At 45.3% G+C, this 18,045-nt stretch carries 17 protein-coding genes; 11 read left to right on the top strand and 6 right to left on the bottom strand.

Annotation, left to right across the window (positions count from 1 at the left end; genetic code table 11):
- Positions 1-56: 56 nt before the first annotated feature.
- Entirely contained in the window at positions 57-941 is an 885-nt protein-coding gene (nadK, locus tag ACE1OE_RS15705; protein ID WP_102469626.1) for an NAD(+) kinase, read from the bottom strand.
- A 151-nt stretch (positions 942-1,092) separates the two neighbouring features.
- Between nadK and grpE the strand changes: the two genes are divergently transcribed.
- The 4 genes from grpE (at position 1,093) to dnaJ (ending at position 6,816) form a co-directional block, all read left to right on the top strand.
- Complete coding sequence (grpE, locus tag ACE1OE_RS15700) at positions 1,093-1,695, top strand: nucleotide exchange factor GrpE (protein WP_372062811.1); 603 nt, start codon at positions 1,093-1,095, stop codon at positions 1,693-1,695.
- Between the two features lie 273 nt (positions 1,696-1,968).
- A complete protein-coding gene (locus tag ACE1OE_RS15695; RefSeq protein ID WP_449211603.1) occupies positions 1,969-3,243 on the top strand; it encodes a dicarboxylate/amino acid:cation symporter in 1,275 nt (424 codons plus the stop codon).
- 244 nt (positions 3,244-3,487) lie between these two features.
- Positions 3,488-5,395, top strand: coding sequence for a molecular chaperone DnaK (gene dnaK / locus ACE1OE_RS15690; protein ID WP_102469629.1), 1,908 nt, complete (start codon positions 3,488-3,490; stop codon positions 5,393-5,395).
- Between the two features lie 281 nt (positions 5,396-5,676).
- A complete protein-coding gene (gene dnaJ / locus ACE1OE_RS15685) occupies positions 5,677-6,816 on the top strand; it encodes a molecular chaperone DnaJ (protein WP_102469630.1) in 1,140 nt (379 codons plus the stop codon).
- A 127-nt stretch (positions 6,817-6,943) separates the two neighbouring features.
- Here the strand turns inward: dnaJ and ACE1OE_RS15680 are convergent, their stop codons facing one another.
- Positions 6,944-7,363, bottom strand: coding sequence for a type IV pilin protein (locus tag ACE1OE_RS15680; protein ID WP_449211602.1), 420 nt, complete (start codon positions 7,361-7,363; stop codon positions 6,944-6,946).
- 114 nt (positions 7,364-7,477) lie between these two features.
- Between ACE1OE_RS15680 and ACE1OE_RS15675 the strand changes: the two genes are divergently transcribed.
- From ACE1OE_RS15675 to ACE1OE_RS15655, 5 genes are all read left to right on the top strand, one after another.
- The gene (locus ACE1OE_RS15675; protein WP_372062814.1) at positions 7,478-7,990 is read left to right on the top strand and encodes a GspH/FimT family pseudopilin; all 513 of its coding nucleotides are present in this window, start codon (positions 7,478-7,480) and stop codon (positions 7,988-7,990) included.
- On the top strand, positions 7,978-8,595 hold the full coding sequence (locus tag ACE1OE_RS15670) for a PilW family protein (protein ID WP_449211601.1): 618 nt from the start codon (positions 7,978-7,980) through the stop codon (positions 8,593-8,595). Before ACE1OE_RS15675 ends, ACE1OE_RS15670 begins: the two co-directional genes overlap by 13 nt.
- Positions 8,592-9,857, top strand: a complete 1,266-nt coding sequence (locus ACE1OE_RS15665) for a hypothetical protein (protein ID WP_449211600.1) — start codon at positions 8,592-8,594, stop codon at positions 9,855-9,857. Before ACE1OE_RS15670 ends, ACE1OE_RS15665 begins: the two co-directional genes overlap by 4 nt.
- A complete protein-coding gene (locus tag ACE1OE_RS15660; RefSeq protein ID WP_449211599.1) occupies positions 9,847-10,260 on the top strand; it encodes a type IV pilus modification PilV family protein in 414 nt (137 codons plus the stop codon). The genes ACE1OE_RS15665 and ACE1OE_RS15660 overlap by 11 nt, the downstream gene beginning before the upstream one ends.
- 355 nt (positions 10,261-10,615) lie before the next feature.
- A complete protein-coding gene (locus tag ACE1OE_RS15655; RefSeq protein ID WP_102469635.1) occupies positions 10,616-12,175 on the top strand; it encodes an AbgT family transporter in 1,560 nt (519 codons plus the stop codon).
- Between the two features lie 175 nt (positions 12,176-12,350).
- On the opposite strand, the gene fghA is transcribed toward ACE1OE_RS15655, so the two are convergent.
- Both fghA and ACE1OE_RS15645 read right to left on the bottom strand, forming a co-directional pair.
- The gene (fghA, locus tag ACE1OE_RS15650; protein ID WP_372062818.1) at positions 12,351-13,202 is read right to left on the bottom strand and encodes an S-formylglutathione hydrolase; all 852 of its coding nucleotides are present in this window, start codon (positions 13,200-13,202) and stop codon (positions 12,351-12,353) included.
- A 57-nt stretch (positions 13,203-13,259) separates the two neighbouring features.
- Positions 13,260-14,390 (bottom strand): S-(hydroxymethyl)glutathione dehydrogenase/class III alcohol dehydrogenase, encoded by a 1,131-nt coding sequence (locus ACE1OE_RS15645; protein WP_372062819.1) that lies wholly within the window; start codon positions 14,388-14,390, stop codon positions 13,260-13,262.
- A gap of 185 nt (positions 14,391-14,575) precedes the next feature.
- Here ACE1OE_RS15645 and ACE1OE_RS15640 point away from each other — a divergent pair, with 185 nt between their 5' ends.
- Entirely contained in the window at positions 14,576-15,445 is an 870-nt protein-coding gene (locus ACE1OE_RS15640) for a LysR family transcriptional regulator (RefSeq protein WP_449211598.1), read from the top strand.
- A gap of 1 nt (position 15,446) precedes the next feature.
- On the top strand, positions 15,447-15,995 hold the full coding sequence (gene tadA / locus ACE1OE_RS15635; protein WP_449211597.1) for a tRNA adenosine(34) deaminase TadA: 549 nt from the start codon (positions 15,447-15,449) through the stop codon (positions 15,993-15,995).
- 25 nt (positions 15,996-16,020) lie between these two features.
- Here the strand turns inward: tadA and ACE1OE_RS15630 are convergent, their stop codons facing one another.
- Together ACE1OE_RS15630 and mltF are read right to left on the bottom strand one after the other, a co-directional pair.
- On the bottom strand, positions 16,021-16,158 hold the full coding sequence (locus ACE1OE_RS15630) for a hypothetical protein (protein WP_198593089.1): 138 nt from the start codon (positions 16,156-16,158) through the stop codon (positions 16,021-16,023).
- A 264-nt stretch (positions 16,159-16,422) separates the two neighbouring features.
- Complete coding sequence (gene mltF, locus ACE1OE_RS15625) at positions 16,423-18,006, bottom strand: membrane-bound lytic murein transglycosylase MltF (protein WP_449211596.1); 1,584 nt, start codon at positions 18,004-18,006, stop codon at positions 16,423-16,425.
- Positions 18,007-18,045 lie beyond the last annotated feature (39 nt).

Genomic DNA, 18,045 nt, shown 5'->3' with positions numbered 1-18,045 from the left:
TCAAAGAAATGGCAAGAAAAAGCCATGCCAGATGGGCATGGCTTTATACGCGGTGCTTAAAAGAGTTTGCTTGACCAGCCAAGCTTGTTACGCAAGACGTGATAGTAACTGTAATCTTTAGGGTGGATGAGCCTTAGTGCATTTGGGCTTTGGAAAATATGAATTTCATCTCCCGGCGATACGGGCAGTGAAATCTGCCCGTCACAGCTGACCTCTTGCGTGCCTCGATTATCAGGCGACACGATTAATTTGATGCGGCAATTGCCGTCAACAACCAGTGGTCTGCTGGACAGCGTATGAGGGAACATAGGAACTAACGAGATGGCGTTGAGTTGAGCGGATAGAATAGGGCCTCCACCAGATAACGAATAAGCCGTGGAGCCCGTTGGTGTCGCAACGATTAATCCGTCAGAGCGCTGACTAAAGGCAAAGGTGTCGTCAATGTAGACCTCAAACTCAATCATGCGAGCCACCTGTCCGGGGTGCAATACCGCTTCATTTAAAGCAGCATTATGGCTTTTGACTTGCCCATGGCGATGGATCTCAGCCTCGAGTAAAAAACGCTTTTCCTCTACATATTCACCTTGTAAAACGGATTCAAGCGCTTGATCAAAACCTTCAGGGTTCAGATCAGTGAGAAAGCCTAGGTTGCCACGATTCACACCAATGACGGCGACATCAAAGCGTGATAGTACACGTGCTGCACCCAGCATGTTGCCATCCCCACCGACGACAATGGCAAGGTCGGCTTCTCGCCCAATTCTGACGAGGCTGAAAAAGTGCTGTCTTGGAATGTCGACAAGAATATCAATTAATCGGTCATCAACGAGGACTTCATAACCCTTAGACGTAAGCCAATGAAACAATTCTTTGTGCGTCTGAATTGCTTTCTGTGCTCGGGGTTTACCTATGATGGCGATCACCTTAAAGGTGTTTTTCATATCACTTCCAAACTTTTAGTGCTTGAATCAAAAATCTTCATCCCCATAATATACCCAAAGTATTTATATATGCAGTGTTTGGAATGAAATTAATCCAAGTTTCTGGCTTGGCCAGCATGCATTGAATTGAATAGAGTATTTCGGAGAGACCATGAACAACGAAGAAAACAAAGTAAATAAAGACGATCTGCATACACAAGATGTTGAAACACAAGACGCCGATGTGGTGGGTTCTGACGCTGATGTTGAATGGAACGAAGAATCTGAGCAAGATATCCAAGAAGCTAAGATCGCTCAATTAGAAGCAGCATTGCTGTCTAGCGAAGCTAAGATTAAAGAGCAACAAGACTCGGTATTGCGCGCAAAAGCTGAGATGGAAAACATGCGTCGTCGTACTGAACAAGAAATTGATAAGGCACGTAAATACGCGCTGAATAAATTCTCTGAAGAGTTGCTGCCTGTGATTGATAACCTTGAACGTGCAATCGCAGCAGCTGATACAGAGAATGAAGTGGTTAAGCCGATCGTTGAAGGTGTTGAACTGACGCACAAAACATTGGTTGACGTTGTGGCTAAATTTGGCCTTAAGGAGATTAACCCTGAAGGCGAAACGTTCAACCCAGAACTGCACCAAGCGATGTCAATTCAAGAGAGCGCCGATCACGAACCTAATACTGTGATGTTCGTCATGCAAAAAGGTTATGAGCTGAACGGCCGTGTGATCCGACCTGCGATGGTCATGGTCTCTAAATAGTACTCAACGAAACTTTTGATAGAGAGAGTCAGCTTTATCATTAGTCTAAGTATTTCAATTAAATGAAGCCATATGGCTTCATTTTTTTTGGTTAAAAATATCAGTAGCCATGTTTGCATTAGGTTTTTATATTGTTTCGCTGAGGTAACAAAATGTAAAATTAATGCTTTATTTTAACCTCTGAATCTGTAAGATGCCCTGAGTTTTCTATCAATAAGAAAGCAAATAACTAGAAACACACAGGGAATCAACACAACATTCTGGAGTCTATGAATGAATAAACCACTATCCCAAAAGATCTTCATTGGTCTATTTGCTGGTCTACTGATTGGTACTGCAATTCAATACTTGTTCGCGGGCGTTAGCCTCTTTGATCAATACCTACTTGGCCTTGCGGAAGGCGTGGGCGGTATGTTTGTATCGCTGATAAAATTACTTGTTGTACCACTCGTCTATGTATCTATCGTTTGCGGTATTGTAGAACTTAAAGACATTAAATCCTTTGGCCGCCTGGGCGGTAAAACTTTTGCGCTTTATATTCTTAATACTGTCGTTGCGATTACCTTTGCACTGACTATTGGCATGATTGTTCAGCCAGGTGCTGGCGCTAACCTTGGCGGTACCGTTGCTGCAACTGTCGAGCTTACATCGACGACGACGCCGGATATCTTCTCGCTGATCACAAACATTGTACCAAGCAACCCTTTCCAAGCGTTTGCTAATGGCGACATGTTACAGATTATATTCATGGCTATTTTGACTGGGTTAGCGATTCAAGCCCTAGACAAGAAGGGTGGCCCAGCAATCAGTGCATTTAAAATGGGCAACGATATCATGATGAAGCTTATCGGCTTGGTGATGAGTCTTGCGCCATACGGTGTGTTTGCATTGATGATTCAACTTGGCGCTACTTTAGATGCGGGTACATTGGCGTCTGTTGCCGGATATGTTGCCCTAGTGGTGGGTATTCTTATCCTGTGGATATTTGTGGTCTACCCGATTATGGTTGGGGTCACAACGAAAGTGACACCGGCTCAATTTATGCGTGCGACGCGTGAGCAAGTTCTATTTTCATTATCGACGGCCAGTTCAAATGCAACCATCCCTGTGACAATGAGAACGTTGACAGACAAGATTGGTGTGTCTAAATCTGTCGCTGGTTTTGGTGTGCCTCTTGGCGCAACTATGAACATGGCTGGGGTGTCTATCTATATTGCGATTGCGACTATCTTTATTGCAAACGCGTTTGGTCAACCGATCCAGATGACGGATCTCGTGACAATGGGCTTTACTATCTTGTTGTTGTCGATTGGCGCTGGTGGTGTTCCTGGTGGCGGTGTGGTGATGATTGGTGTACTTCTACATCAACTTGGGTTGCCACCAGAAGGCCTAGCTATCGTTGCCGCCGTTGACCGTATCAATGATATGTTCTGTACCAGTTCCAACGTTGTCGGCGATACTGCTGTGAATACGATTGTTGCGCATACAGAAGGTGAGATTGATTCTGACTCAGTCAATGATGCAGCGCCGATTCAAGGGCAAGCATAAGCAACATAAGCAGTAACGCGCGAAGCGTGAACTCGATGAAACGGAGCCTTTGAGCTCCGTTTTTTGTCTAAATACAATAAAAATGCAATTTTTTTTAGCGCTCTCCCTTGAAAAGCGCGTTGCTGCCCTTATTTATGGTTCATACAGAAAACAAACCTATTTTGAGTTGGTTTTCAAACTGGCTCTCAGTCCCAATGTTGGGCATTAGAAAGCGTAATTACAGAATTTATTCGGAGATAGCCTGATGGGTAAGATCATTGGTATTGATTTAGGTACTACTAACTCATGTGTTGCAGTTTTAGACGGCGACAAGCCACGCATACTTGAAAACGCGGAAGGCGAACGCACAACCGCATCGGTTATTGCTTATACAGACGGTGAAACTCTTGTAGGTCAACCTGCAAAACGTCAAGCAGTGACTAACCCAGAAAATACGTTGTTTGCAATCAAGCGTCTTATCGGTCGTCGTTTTGAAGATGAAGAAGTTCAGCGTGACATCGAAATCATGCCTTACAAAATTGTTAAAGCTGACAATGGTGATGCATGGGTAGAAGCGCAAGGCCAAAAAATGGCAGCGCCTCAAGTTTCGGCTGAAATCTTGAAAAAAATGAAGAAAACGGCTGAAGACTTCCTTGGTGAAGCAGTAACGGGTGCAGTAATTACTGTTCCGGCTTACTTTAACGATGCACAGCGTCAAGCAACCAAAGATGCAGGTCGTATCGCAGGTCTAGAAGTTAAACGTATCATCAATGAGCCTACAGCGGCTGCATTGGCATACGGTCTAGACAAGAAAGGCGGCGATCGCACTATCGCGGTTTATGACCTTGGTGGTGGTACATTCGATATCTCTATCATCGAAATCGATGAAGTTGAAGGTGAGAAAACGTTTGAAGTACTTGCAACTAACGGTGATACACACCTTGGTGGTGAAGATTTCGATACTCGTCTGATCAACTACTTGGTTGAAGAATTCAACAAAGAGCAAGGCATCAATCTTAAGAACGATCCACTTGCTATGCAACGTGTTAAAGAAGCAGCAGAGAAAGCAAAAATTGAGCTTTCTTCTACTTCTCAAACTGACGTGAACCTACCGTACGTAACGGCAGACGCGACAGGTCCTAAGCACATGAACGTTAAAGTGACTCGTGCAAAACTAGAATCTCTAGTTGAAGACCTAGTACAACGTTCACTTGAGCCACTTAAAGTTGCACTAGCAGATGCAGATCTATCAGTAAGCGACATCAACGACGTTATCCTAGTGGGTGGCCAAACTCGTATGCCTATGGTTCAAGCTAAGGTAACTGAGTTCTTCGGTAAAGAACCACGTAAAGACGTAAACCCGGATGAAGCAGTAGCAATGGGTGCTGCAGTTCAAGGTGGCGTACTTGCTGGTGATGTGAAAGACGTACTTCTTCTAGATGTTACTCCTCTTTCTCTAGGTATCGAGACAATGGGCGGCGTAATGACGAAGCTTGTTGAGAAGAACACAACGATCCCAACAAAAGCGAACCAAGTTTTCTCTACTGCAGAAGACAACCAAAGCGCGGTAACTATCCACGTTTTACAAGGTGAGCGTAAGCAAGCGACTTACAACAAGTCTCTAGGTCAATTCAACCTAGAAGGCATTCAAGCTGCTGCTCGTGGTATGCCTCAAATCGAAGTAACTTTCGACCTTGATGCGGATGGTATCCTACACGTATCTGCGAAAGACAAGTCGACAGGTAAAGAGCAGAAGATCACTATCCAAGCATCAAGTGGTCTGAGCGACGAAGACATCGAGAAAATGGTTCAGGAAGCGGAAGCGAACAAAGAAGCGGACAAGAAGTTCGAAGATTTAGTTGCAACACGTAACCAAGCGGACCAAATGATTCACGGTACTCGCAAGCAAATTGAAGAAGCGGGCGAAGCGCTTCCAGCGGAAGAGAAAGAAAAAATCGAAACCGCTATCAAAGAGCTAGAGGAAGTGAAGAGCGGCGATGATAAAGAAGCTATCGATGCTAAAGTTCAAGCGCTAATGGCTGCTGCTCAAAAGCTAATGGAAATGGCACAACAACAAGCGCAAGGCGCTGACGCAGAAGCTGGTGAACAGCCTAAGCAAGAAGACGACGTTGTTGATGCTGAGTTCGAAGAAGTGAAAGACGAGAAAAAATAATTCTTGTCGCTAGGCTGCCTAATCTCGGAGCCGGAGAGGCACGTTTTCTTACTCATTAATAAGAAAACGACGTGTTTTCCTCCTCTGATTTAGGATGGTTTAGCTGAGAGGACTCTTCTTAGAGTCCTTAAAAAAGCGATTTATACGGGCGTTTAGGGTAACCTTTACGCCCGTATAGTTATCATCTGTCTTTCTAGATAAGGAATTGCAATCTTTATCTAGAACGATACAACCCCAAAACAGCGCTGGGCTGTTTGTCGAAGTAATTGGTACCAAGCAATATGTCAAAACGTGATTTTTACGAAGTATTAGGTGTAGGTCGTGATGCGTCTGAACGCGATATCAAGAAGTCCTATAAACGTCTAGCTATGAAGTTTCACCCGGATAGAAACCAAGGTGATGAATCGGCGGCAGATAAATTTAAAGAAGTAAAAGAAGCGTACGAAATCCTAACTGACCCTCAGAAAAAAGCCGCATATGACCAATATGGCCATGCAGCTTTTGAGCAAGGTGGTATGGGCGGTGGCGGCTTCGGCGGCGGTGGCTCTGGTGATTTTGGCGATATTTTTGGCGATGTTTTCGGCGATATCTTTGGCGGCGGTCGACGTGGCCAATCACGCGCTCAACGTGGTTCTGATTTACGCTACAACATGGAGCTCTCGTTAGAGGAAGCGGTTCGTGGTGTATCAAAAGAAATCGAAGTTCCAACATTAGTTGAGTGTGAACCTTGTGACGGCAGTGGCGCTAAAAAAGGCTCATCACCACAGACTTGTGGTACTTGTCATGGGCATGGCCAAGTTCAGATGCGTCAAGGTTTCTTTGCGGTACAACAAACCTGTCCAACCTGTAATGGGCAAGGCAAGATTATTAAAGATCCATGTAATAGCTGTCATGGTCAAGGGCGTATTCAAAAATCTAAAACGCTGAACGTGAAAATCCCAGCTGGTGTTGATACTGGCGATCGTATCCGATTGTCTGGTGAAGGCGAAGCTGGCGAGCAAGGCGCACCAGCGGGTGATCTTTACGTGCAAGTTCATGTCAAAGAACACCATATCTTTGAGCGTGAAGGTAATAACTTGTACTGTGAGGTGCCGGTAAGCTTTGCTCAAGCGGCGCTTGGTGGTGAAGTTGAAGTACCAACGCTTGATGGCCGTGTTAACTTGAAGGTGCCAGAAGAGACACAAACTAGTCGTATGTTCCGTATGCGTGGCAAAGGCGTGAAGGGTGTACGTGGTGGCGGTGTTGGAGACTTAATTGTTAAATTGGTTATTGAAACACCAGTGAAACTAAGTGCCCGCCAAAAAGAATTACTTCGCGAGTTTGAAGATACTTGTGGTGGCGACGCGGCAAATAAGCATCAGCCAAAATCCGAAGGTTTTTTCAATGGCGTTAAGAAGTTCTTTGATGATCTAACCAGCTAATCAGCTCGGTGATAACAACCTAACCGAGTTGTATTACAGTAACCCGTCTAGATAAAGGCCACTGTTTAGCGAAGAGAAGCTCGCCTCATATGGCGAGCTTTTTTGTATCTGGAGCATAGATATCAATCTACTTCCAACAAGCCTCCGGAAGCGCAATACCTTTGGAATCTATGGTCATTACCCCTTCTTTTTTTAAACACGTATCTTGTGTTTGCTTAGTAACTGCTTGGGCTAGTGCGATGATCGTATAGGCGGCATCAGCCGAGCTGACCACCTTGAATTGATAACGGTCCCACTCCGACTCACAAGCGAGACATTGCCCATTTGAGATAACTCGAGTGAAGTCATAGCCCGCACTATAGCTACGTTCGAGTTCAAGTTGTATCTCAAGCATATCCCCCAAGGCAATCATTCGATATGCCTCTCGAGTGTGTTGAGTATAGGTGGGATACACCACCGCACTTAAGACACCGAGTACGGCTAAAGTGATAAGAAGTTCGATCAAGGTCAAACCAGATTGAATCTGATGGCTTGTTTTACATTTCATTTTATTAACTCAGCCCAACTGTCTATTTTTTATGGCTTTTATAGTGTTCTCGCCTGATAGGATTTGTGCAATATCTATTCGATTGTTGTGGAAGGTTACATTGGGATTTGAGAAATGGTTCGCGGATTTACCCTACTAGAGCTAATGATTAGCGTGTTTGTGATGGCGGTGTTGATGATAGCAATCGTGCCCAACTTTTCAGGGTTGTCGAGGGAGACTAAGGTAGAGCGAGTTGCTCAAGAAATCTATGGGTTAATGATGCAAACCAAGGCCCACGCTATCATGAGAAATGAACCGTTATGGGTTCACTTCAGTAATCTTCCTCATGGTTCGGAGCTTGGGGAGTGGGATATTACGGTAACGAATGATGCTTCTTCATCGACAGCTGCTGTCTTTACCCTGCATGGCCAACCTTATAAGAGTGTCTATATTCAACTCAATCACAATAGCCAGCAGATTAAGTTTGACCATTTAACCGGTGTCGTCTTATCTGCAGGGACGCTGACTATCAGTCCTTATTCTCAACAAGAGTCGGGGATTAAAATTGTTACCTCATCAGCTTCAGGTCGAATCGTCATCTGTCAGTTTGGGAGCCGAGAATATGGGGTCGGGCGGTGTTCATCGTGAGGCTTTGTCGTGAAAAAGGCGGTTCACTTATTGAGATGCTGATTGCTTCGACAATCGGTCTCATTGCGATTGGATCCATTGGTTCAATTTACCTAGTGGTGCAGCAGCACGCCTCTGAGCGCTCCCAAGTATTATTGCTTAATCAAGCGATGGCCACCGCTGCTCGTCGTATTCAAAATGATTTACTCAGAGCAGGCTACAGCGAGTTAGGAACCACAAGCCGACCATTGGGGGCGACGTCGACGATACATGTCTCTGCAGACGGAGCTCGCGCCCAATACGTGTACTGGGACGATCATCAAGAAAGTGGTGCTGAGTATGAAAATGTATTGTGGACATTCTCTGCTGCGTCTCAATCGTTGCGAATTTGTCGGCATCGTAAGAACACGATTCTTGATACGAATTATTTCAGTGCGAAGCGTTGTACGTCGTTACTTGAGGAAGACTTGATTTCAGTGACTCACTTTGCTTTGGGGGTATTTAATGTCTCTGGCCCTAGCGCCAGTAAGCAATACCTCCATTTGTCTATGGCTGCTCAACTTAGAGGTAACTCAGAGGTCACAGCAAGTATGGAAAGAAAGTTTCTCATTAGGAATGGTCAATGACGTCTATGTCGAAGAAGCCCCAAAGAGGCATGGCAACATTGATCACAACCGCTTTATTGTTGTTGATTGCCTTAGTCGTGGCATTAGGCGGTTATAAATCGACGTTCTACGAAATAAAAAGAGCGCAAAATGAGGTGTTATCTCGTCAAATGCATTGGCTTGCCGAAGGCGGTATTGAATGCGGGTTGGCTATCAATAGAATGAACCCTAGCATCCCCCCTTTGAGTCAAAACTATTCGTTGTGCCAAGAGAGTGCTGTCACGGTTGAGGAGATACCCAATAGCTCGACAGAATTTACCCTGAGTGCGCTGGCGAAAGGGACGAAAGAAATTAAACGGACCATTCAGTTTCAAACGAGATATACAGGGGCAATTCAAGCTCGATCTGATTTGATGTTAATCGGTTCGTATTACTTTACGCCTGAGCTCACCGGCATTGATACGTGTGTATCGGTTCGCTATCAAAATGCCTTAATTTTAAGAGGTGCTTTTAAAACCAAGTCTCCCTCCCTATCAACACCTTGTCATGCAATGATGCAAACGGACACTAGCTTGGTGACCTGCCCGGCCAGTACGGCAAACGGCAACTGTGTCGAACACGGTAGTCATGACGTTTATGTCAACATAACGGGTCAAAATGATGGGTTAGTTGGTGACGGGAAATTGTTAGAAAATGATTTTGTTTATACTGCGGATCTTGACCCGTTCCAGTCGTTCTTTGGCAAGCCTAGATCGGAATTAGAGTCAGTAAAGTCTGATTTTGAAATTGTTGCAGGCACGCTCATTCCCAACGCTCTTGGAAGTTGTCAGGAGCGGATAAGAAAGGCATTTGAATTCACTGATAAGGTTTGGGTTGAAGGGGACTGCGACCTTGAAGATGGCAGCAGCATGACCGATGCAAAACTAGGTTGGAAACCAAAAGTGTTAGTGGTTGAAAATGGGGTATTAGCAGTGCGAGGAAGTCATACCTTTACTGGGATGATCTACCATTTATTTACGTCCGGCATTGGCGATATGACAAAGCGTTGGGATCATAACGTATCGAGCTCAGCGTATATACCAGTGAGTCTAACGACGACACAGAAAGAGAACTTGGTATTTATGGTTAGCGGTTCTTTTAAACCCACTGGAGGGTATGTACTTGATACGCCAGGAGGGATGAGTGTATTTGATGGCGCTGTTGACCTGGATTTCGATCGTGCCGCGATTCCTGATTTCGCGTCTTTTGTTAAATGGAAAAAAGGTGCGTGGCGTGACTTCTAATCAGCGAGGCTTTAGCTTAATTGAAGTTATGATTTCTTTTTGTTTGATTAGTGTTGGTGCATTAGGGCTAGTAAAAATGCAAACCTACATTGAGCAACGCGCCGATTATGCATCGCAAAGCATTAAGGCACTTGGACTGGCAGAGTCACAGTTCGAGTGGTTTAGAACACGCGGCGCAGATGCCGCGATGTCGACATTGTCTATTGCTGATTTTGATACAGATATTGTTGCTGGTATGGATGCGACCCATCCCCCTTTTTTGATCAAATGGACCGTCAGTACTGGTTTATTAGGAGGTCGCGTTAAAACAATTGATATTGTGGTGACATGGCCTGATCGGACCGGACAACACCAATCGATCAATTTACAAACCAAGCTCACGCAATACAGCGAATTTGACTAGCTTCGTAAGCAGCGAGCACCTGTCGTATTTCTGATTTTTTCCTTTCTCATTTTTTATCATCACGAGTGATATTGTCACGCATTGCATTGGCCTCCTAACTTGGTCGATTAGTGCGCTATTATTATATAATTGGGTGTTTTACGTGCTAGTTAGAGGAATGTTTTGAATATGTGCGAGTTAATGTTGTTTTAATGTTATCTCTACTGGTGTTTTTTGCAAAATAAGTCTACAAAAATGGAAATACTTTGAAATTATCTACTATTTTCATTTTTTTTAAATAAAATGAGCACGAAGAATTTATAACACAGTGAAGCTACCCAAAGTTCACGCATTACAACATCAAAATGGAGTTACCATGAGTAACCAAAATATCAATCAAGCACCAACTCCAAAGCCGAGTGGAATGGATCGCTTTTTAAACGCAATTGAAAAGGCAGGGAACAAGATTCCTGATCCTGCTATTCTCTTTTTCTGGGCGCTCGTTATTGTTTGGGTTGCCTCTGCTGTCTTATCTAATGTTAGCTTTGACTTAATTAACCCGCGTACTGGCGGTGTGCTTGAAGTGAATAACTTGCTAACAGGCGAAGCGCTAGCAAGCTTCTTAGCCAACATGGTTACAACGTTCACAAGCTTTGCGCCACTTGGTATTGTATTGGTTGCAATGTTGGGTGTTGGTGTTGCTGATTCATCTGGCTTTATCCAAACTGGCCTGAAGAAGATGTTGAACTTCACGCCAGCAAAACTTCTTACACCAATGTTAATCTTGGTGGCTATCGTTTCTCATACTGCAGCCGACGCTGGCTATGTATTGGTTATCCCGCTTGGTGGCATCATCTTCCATGCTGCGGGTCGTCACCCACTGGCTGGTATTGCTGCTGCGTTTGCTGGTGTGTCGGGTGGTTTCTCTGCTAACTTTATTCCGTCTGGTATTGATCCGCTATTGGCTGGTTTCACACAAACTGCGGCTCAAGTATTAGACCAAGATTATGTGATTAACCCACTTTCAAATATTTTCTTCACAGGCCTATCTTCAATCCTAGTGATTGCAATTGGTTGGTACGTAACAGAGAAAATCATTGAACCACGCCTTGCTAATCTTCCTGTTGATGAAGATGCAGAAGAAGCGCCTGATCTGGGATCGTTTAACGAAACAGAATCAAAAGCTTTCCGTGCTGCAGGCTGGGCTATGATGGCTGGTATTGCGTTGCTAGTGGTTGCGCTTATGCCTGAAAACTCGGCACTTCGTTCTCCTGAAGGCGAGCTGACAGCGTTCTCTGCACCTATCATGCAGTCGATTGTACCTTTGATCTTTATCCTGTTTATTATTCCGGGTATTGTTTACGGCCGCGTTTCAGGGACGTTTAAAAACAGCAATGACATCATTAAGGCTATGTCACACACCATGTCTACCATGGGTGCATACATTGTAATGTCGTTCTTCTGTGCTCAGTTTTTATCCGCATTTGCTCAATCAAACATTGGTACGATGCTGGCACTTTACGGTGCAGAAGGTCTGAAAGCGATGAACCTTCCGGGTCAAGCGACTATCGTAGGGATGATTCTTCTTACTGCGTTTGTAAACCTTCTTGTTGGCTCTGCATCGGCTAAATGGGCGCTTATTGGCCCAATCCTAGTGCCAATGCTTATGGCTGTTGGTATCTCTCCTGAGCTTTCTCAGGCGGCTTACCGTGTAGGTGATTCTGTGTCTAACATCATTTCTCCACTTATGGTGTTCTTCCCGCTAGTTGTGGTTTACTGCCAACGCTACGTTAAATCAACGGGTATCGGTACGCTGGCTTCATTGATGATGCCATTCTCTATCGCTATGCTCATTGGCTGGACGGCCTTCCTGCTTGCTTATTGGGCACTTGGTATCCCACTAGGTATTCAAGCACCTTACACTTACACGATGTAAAGGTAAGGGGCCTGCGCCGATGAAATACTCGGGTGCAACCTAAAGTGATAAATAGAGAAAATCCCGTCCTTGAGACGGGATTTTTATTCTGTTGAGCACTTTAAAAAAAGGGCGCTTTAGCCATGAGTTACGTTTACCCATTAAAGTAGGGAAAGAGCAACATTCAGCGCAATGCTCATCGAGAGGTATTTAAGAAACTGGCGTGAAACCGAAGGTGATCGTCTATAAAGCTTTGGATAAAGAAATAGCTGTGATCATACCCAGGCTGCATCCTAAGTTTTACATCACTACCAGAAACTTCGGCAGCGGCCAGTAACAACTCAGGCTTGAGTTGCTCTTGCAAGAAGCCATCATCTTCCCCCTGGTCGACGAGAATCGGTAGCGTCGCCATTTTTGCCTTTAGCAGCTCGACACTATCGTATTCTTTCCAGCCGTCTACATTGTTGCCTAGGTATTGACTAAAGGCCTTTTGCCCCCAAGGACAATTCATTGGGTTAGTGATAGGACTAAAGGCTGAAATAGAGCGATACTTGTCGCTATTTTTCAGGCCGATTGTCAAAGCGCCATGCCCGCCCATGCTATGCCCTGAGATGGATTTGTCTTGCGTCACAGGGAAATGTTGTTCAATCAGTGCCGGCAGCTCATCAACGACATAACGATACATATGATAGTTTCGGTTCCATGGCGATTGAGTGGCATTTAGATAAAAACCTGCACCGAGCCCAAAATCATACGCACCGTCAGGATCATCAGGAATGCCTTCGCCACGTGGGCTGGTGTCTGGTGCCACAATGGCGATGCCTAATTTAGCGGCCATCTTGAACGCGCCCGCCTTTTGCATAAAGTTTTCATCGCTGCATGTTAAGCCTGACAACCAATATAAGACGGGTACGGGCGTCTCTTTGCTGGCTTCTGGAGGAAGATAGACCGCAAATCTCATCGCGCAATCTAACGCGCTAGAGTGATGAGTATATTGTTTATGCCAACCACCAAAGGCTTTTGCTTGGCTAATGTTTTCAATAGTCATGGGGATTATTATGCTCCAAAAAAAGCCCTAGGTTTGAGCCTAGGGCTTAGTCGATATTTATTTGCTGTAGTGAATAACGGTACGGATACTTTCGCCTTTGTGCATTAACTCAAAGGCTTCGTTAATCTCTTCAAGCGGCATCGTGTGCGTAATGAACTCTTGTAACCCAAACTCACCCGCCATATAACGGTCTACAATTTCTGGCAGTTCGCTGCGGCCTTTCACGCCACCAAATGCGCTACCACGCCATACTCGTCCTGTGACAAGCTGAAATGGGCGAGTGGAGATCTCTTGCCCTGCGCCAGCAACACCGATGATAACTGATTCGCCCCAGCCTTTGTGGCAGCACTCGAGAGCTTGACGCATGACGTTGACATTACCGATACACTCAAATGAATAGTCCACACCACCATCGGTCATTTCAACAATAACTTCTTGGATAGGCTTATCGAATTTGGTTGGATTGATTACATCCGTTGCGCCCAGTTGTTTAGCAAGGTCAAACTTGCTCTCATTGATGTCGACACCAATGATACGACTGGCGCCAGCCATGCGCGCACCGATGATGGCTGACAGGCCAATACCGCCTAACCCAAAGATAGCGACGGTGTCGCCTTTCTCTACTTTGGCGGTATTCAGTACCGCGCCCATGCCCGTCGTGACACCACAACCCAGCAGACAAACCTCTTCAAGAGGGGCTTCTTTGTTTACTTTAGCAAGAGAAATTTCTGGTAGTACGGTGTACTCAGAAAAAGTTGAACAACCCATGTAGTGGTAAATTGGTTGGCCGTCTTTATAGAAACGTGTTGTACCATCTGGCATTAAGCCTTTGCCTTGTGTTTCACGAACGGCTTGGCAGAGGTTCGTTTTACCCGATTTACAGAATTTACATTCACCACATTCAGCGGTGTAAAGTGGAATAACATGATCGCCGACTTCAACGCTGGTGACACCTTCACCAATCATCTCAACAATACCACCACCCTCGTGACCAAGGATGCTTGGGAAGATGCCTTCAGGATCGTCACCAGATAAAGTAAACGCATCTGTGTGGCAAACGCCAGTGGCGACGATTTTCACTAATACTTCACCCGCCTTCGGCAACATAACATCAACTTCTTCCATTTTAAGAGGTTGGTTTGGCCCCCAAGCTACGGCCGCGCGAGATTTAATAAATTGTTCAGTCATGATTACTTCCTTCCAAAATCGGTAGAGATAGCGTTGTTATGATTCACGGGTGAATTCAGTCTTATAAGACTAGCTCACTGTGCGTCATTTGCATTTGATACCGCCAGTATATTTGTTTCTTAAAAAATGATAATTAGCAAGATTTGAAATAAACTATTACCACAGTGTAATAATCAGGGTGTTCTATGGCCGATTGGGAAGGCGTAAACGAATTTGTTGCGGTGGTTGAAAGCCAAAGTTTTACCGGTGCCGCGAAACGGCTTAACACATCGGTGGCCAATATTAGTCGTCGTGTGAATGCACTAGAACAGCGTCTAGGGGTAAAGTTGTTGGTGCGAACGACCCGAAAAGTATCAGTGACAGAAGCGGGGGAGAGTTACTTCCGACACTGTAAACCGCTACTTGAAGGCTTGATGAGTGCTGAGCTTGCGGTGACTCAATTGCAAATCGCCCCAAAAGGATTAATTAAGGTTACAGCGCCCGTGACGTTTGGGGAGCAATCATTAGCCCCCATTTTGCATCAGTTCCTAAAGCTCCACCCACAAATTGAGTTGGATGTTATGCTCTCAAACCAAAAAGTCGACTTAGTACAGGAAGGGTTTGATCTAGCGATTCGTTTAGGCCAGCTTGATGACTCGACAATGATGGCCAGAAAGCTGCTTGATCGGCAATTGTTTGTTTGTTGTAGTCCTGATTATCTGGCCACTTACGGCGAGCCGCATACGCTGTCTGAGATAAAAAGGCATCAATGTCTTAGAGGATCCGTTAAACACTGGCGCTTCTCAAATGGAGGCAGTGAGCGAATGATCAATATTAATGGTCGATTACAATGTAATAGCGGTTACGCATTAGTCGATGCAGCGTTAAAAGGTTTGGGTATCGTTCAACTTCCCGATTATTATGTGCAGTCTTACTTGGAGTCGGGCGAGCTGGTTGAATTGCTCACCGACTATCGTGGTGACAGAGAAGGTATTTGGGCGTTGTATCCACAAAATAGAATGCTAACGTCGAAGGTGAGAACATTGATCGATTATCTTGTTGAGGCATTTCGTTAACATGACAAAAGAACATACGGAAGAAGCGGTGATTTACAGCGAAGATGATCAGCGGTTTATGCGCCGAGCAATAGCGTTAGCGAATGAGGCAGAGCGCGAAGGAGAAGTCCCCGTCGGTGCGGTGCTTGTTAAAGACGGTGAGGTTATTGCTGAAGGATGGAATCGATCCATTGGCCAGCATGATGCAACTGCGCACGCGGAGATTCAGGTGTTGAGAGCGGCCGGGAAAACACTCGGGAACTATCGCCTACTTGATACCACATTGTACGTGACGCTAGAGCCATGCCCGATGTGCGCGGGTGCGTTACTACATAGCAGAGTGAAACGAATCGTTTATGGCGCGCCAGATTTGAAAGCGGGAGCGGCAGGGACGGTACTTAATTTATTTGAGAGTCAGGCTTCGTATCATTATGCTGATGTTGAGGCGGGGTTGTTGGCTGATGAGTGCCGAGGTCAGCTTCAAGCGTTTTTTAAGCGCAGACGAAAAGAGATCAAAGACGCCAAAAAAGCCAAGCGTGAACAAGAAGAAAAAGGAACAACAAACACCTGATTGCCAGGTGTTTGTACAAAATAGTTTAAGGTGCGATAAGCTGCATGAATGCACGATTACGCCAAATGATTTTTTTCTTGTTATTGGCCAGTTTACGTTTTCGGCGATTAGCCGAGACCGTTTTACTCAGGTTTTTTGATTGTACTCGTCTCTTAGCAAGCATGAAACGATCTCCTATCACTAATAATTAGTTGTCTCAGTGGGCAGGCAAGGGGGGAATCAAACATCCCTTATCCTCAAAGTGCGCTACAGGTGTATACATTGCGGATGTGACAATATCATTAATTTAGGATGAGTTGGCGCTTTTTCATAGTTTGAGTGCCGTCGCATAATAATCAAGGGTAAAAACGGACGTAACTTTCGACGCATTTTTACCCTTGGATGTCTGCTATCTCAGCAGGATTATTTTATCTGCACAAAGCCATTCTTATTGAGTGTCACCTGACGCGCTGGCTTCATTTGACGAGGTAGTTTCATTTTCAGGCGATGATGCGACTGCACTGCTGACCGAATGAGAGATTGAACCCTCAGCGCCAGATACCGGTTCTATGGGGGTAATGACCTCTATCCCCTCAGTGCTATTATCCAGTGCGGCCTCGGCGGCAATTTTCTTGTTAACGTGGCCAATAATACTTTGATAGTAGCGGCGAATGTTTTCGACATAGTTTTGAGCCTCATCTCCACGAGCATAACCATATCGAGTTTGACTGTAGTATTTCTTTTGGCGCAATAGAGGCAGGCGATCTTTAACATCAGCCCAAGCGTCAGGGTTACCACCTTGGCGCTTGGTTAGTCGTCGAGCGTCCATCATATGCCCAAACCCAAGGTTGTATGAGGCAAGCGCAAACCATATTTTTTCGTGTTCGGGAATGGAATCGGGGACTCGGCCGACGATATAGCGCAGGTACTGTACGCCACCACGAACAGACTGCTCAGGGTCAAGGCGGTTAGTCACATTGACAATTTTAGCCGTTGGTAGGGTCAGCATCATCATCCCACGCACCCCAGTTGGAGATTTGGCTACGGGGTTCCAATGTGACTCTTGATAGGCTAGAGCAGCAATTAGGCGCCAGTCGAACTCTTGAGAGTACTGTTTAAACAATGGTGACCATTTCGGTAGTTTACTGTCGAGAGCTCGAATAAAGGCGCGCGTGTCGACGTAATCGAATGTACCGATATGACCGATGTATTTCTCTTCTAGGTTGGCGAGGTCACCGCTTTGTTTGAGATTGCCAAAAAACTCGATAAGTAATGCGTATAAACTCTCATCATCCGATTTACGCATATACCAAGATATCGGTTGGTCCTCGGTCATTTCAAAAGCAAGGGCTAAATCTGGGTAGATTCGTTGCGAAAGAGAGAGTTCGACCGAATCTGCCATGGTGAACAGTAGCTCGCCTTCAGAGACTTGCTTGAGCAGATCGTTGACATCGGCATTGGCATCGACTTTGTAGTGAAATTCAGAGTTATTTTCCGCAACGTTATCCAACGTCCGCTCAAAGTGAGAGTCTTGTACGACAGCAAAGATGTCCTCCCCCTCGGCTTTTTCGACTAATTCCGCCTGATTTGCTAAAAGCTGTTCTAGGTTTCTTGGGCGCCATTGGCCCTTTTTATAGACTACTTGTTGGCTGACGTAATAATACGCTGGACCTGCTCTAAATTGCTTAATTCGTTGAGGAGACTGGCTTAGCCCTGCGGAAATAATATCAATCTCCCCTTTCTCTAGGGCAGGGAAGAGGCTCGCTAAACGATAAGCGGGTTTCATTTCCAGTTTTACGCCTAATTCATCAGCAAACTGACGTGCGAGCTCATAATCGAGCCCTGTCGGGCCATCGGGGCCGATATAATAAGAAAGCTGATTGTTAAGCGTGCCGACTCGAAGCACACCACGCTCTTTGATGCCTTCTAGCTCACTTTTAGGATCAGAATCAATCTGGCATCCAAAGAGCCCTAAAGATAAGGTCAACAAGGAGGCAAGCTTTAGCCAACGTATATCAGAAATATTTCGCATTAATTCATTTATCTCACAAGAACTATGTTGCCTTTATAC

The organism is Vibrio sp. E150_011 (assembly GCF_053544015.1).
Note: the sequence above shows the minus strand (reverse complement) of the source record. Positions and strands in the feature narration are given on the sequence as shown.

What these genes read in the sequence shown, in the direction of transcription:
- tadA (WP_449211597.1), top strand. Translation starts at nt 15,447, where the DNA reads ATGACAAAAGAACATACGGAAGAAGCGGTGATTTACAGCGAAGATGAT.
- fghA (WP_372062818.1), bottom strand. Translation starts at nt 13,202, where the DNA reads ATGACTATTGAAAACATTAGCCAAGCAAAAGCCTTTGGTGGTTGGCAT.
- dnaK (WP_102469629.1), top strand. Translation starts at nt 3,488, where the DNA reads ATGGGTAAGATCATTGGTATTGATTTAGGTACTACTAACTCATGTGTT.
- nadK (WP_102469626.1), bottom strand. Translation starts at nt 941, where the DNA reads ATGAAAAACACCTTTAAGGTGATCGCCATCATAGGTAAACCCCGAGCA.
- grpE (WP_372062811.1), top strand. Translation starts at nt 1,093, where the DNA reads ATGAACAACGAAGAAAACAAAGTAAATAAAGACGATCTGCATACACAA.
- ACE1OE_RS15655 (WP_102469635.1), top strand. Translation starts at nt 10,616, where the DNA reads ATGAGTAACCAAAATATCAATCAAGCACCAACTCCAAAGCCGAGTGGA.
- ACE1OE_RS15675 (WP_372062814.1), top strand. Translation starts at nt 7,478, where the DNA reads ATGGTTCGCGGATTTACCCTACTAGAGCTAATGATTAGCGTGTTTGTG.
- ACE1OE_RS15640 (WP_449211598.1), top strand. Translation starts at nt 14,576, where the DNA reads ATGGCCGATTGGGAAGGCGTAAACGAATTTGTTGCGGTGGTTGAAAGC.
- ACE1OE_RS15665 (WP_449211600.1), top strand. Translation starts at nt 8,592, where the DNA reads ATGACGTCTATGTCGAAGAAGCCCCAAAGAGGCATGGCAACATTGATC.
- mltF (WP_449211596.1), bottom strand. Translation starts at nt 18,006, where the DNA reads ATGCGAAATATTTCTGATATACGTTGGCTAAAGCTTGCCTCCTTGTTG.
- ACE1OE_RS15695 (WP_449211603.1), top strand. Translation starts at nt 1,969, where the DNA reads ATGAATAAACCACTATCCCAAAAGATCTTCATTGGTCTATTTGCTGGT.
- dnaJ (WP_102469630.1), top strand. Translation starts at nt 5,677, where the DNA reads ATGTCAAAACGTGATTTTTACGAAGTATTAGGTGTAGGTCGTGATGCG.
- ACE1OE_RS15630 (WP_198593089.1), bottom strand. Translation starts at nt 16,158, where the DNA reads ATGCTTGCTAAGAGACGAGTACAATCAAAAAACCTGAGTAAAACGGTC.
- ACE1OE_RS15680 (WP_449211602.1), bottom strand. Translation starts at nt 7,363, where the DNA reads ATGAAATGTAAAACAAGCCATCAGATTCAATCTGGTTTGACCTTGATC.
- ACE1OE_RS15645 (WP_372062819.1), bottom strand. Translation starts at nt 14,390, where the DNA reads ATGACTGAACAATTTATTAAATCTCGCGCGGCCGTAGCTTGGGGGCCA.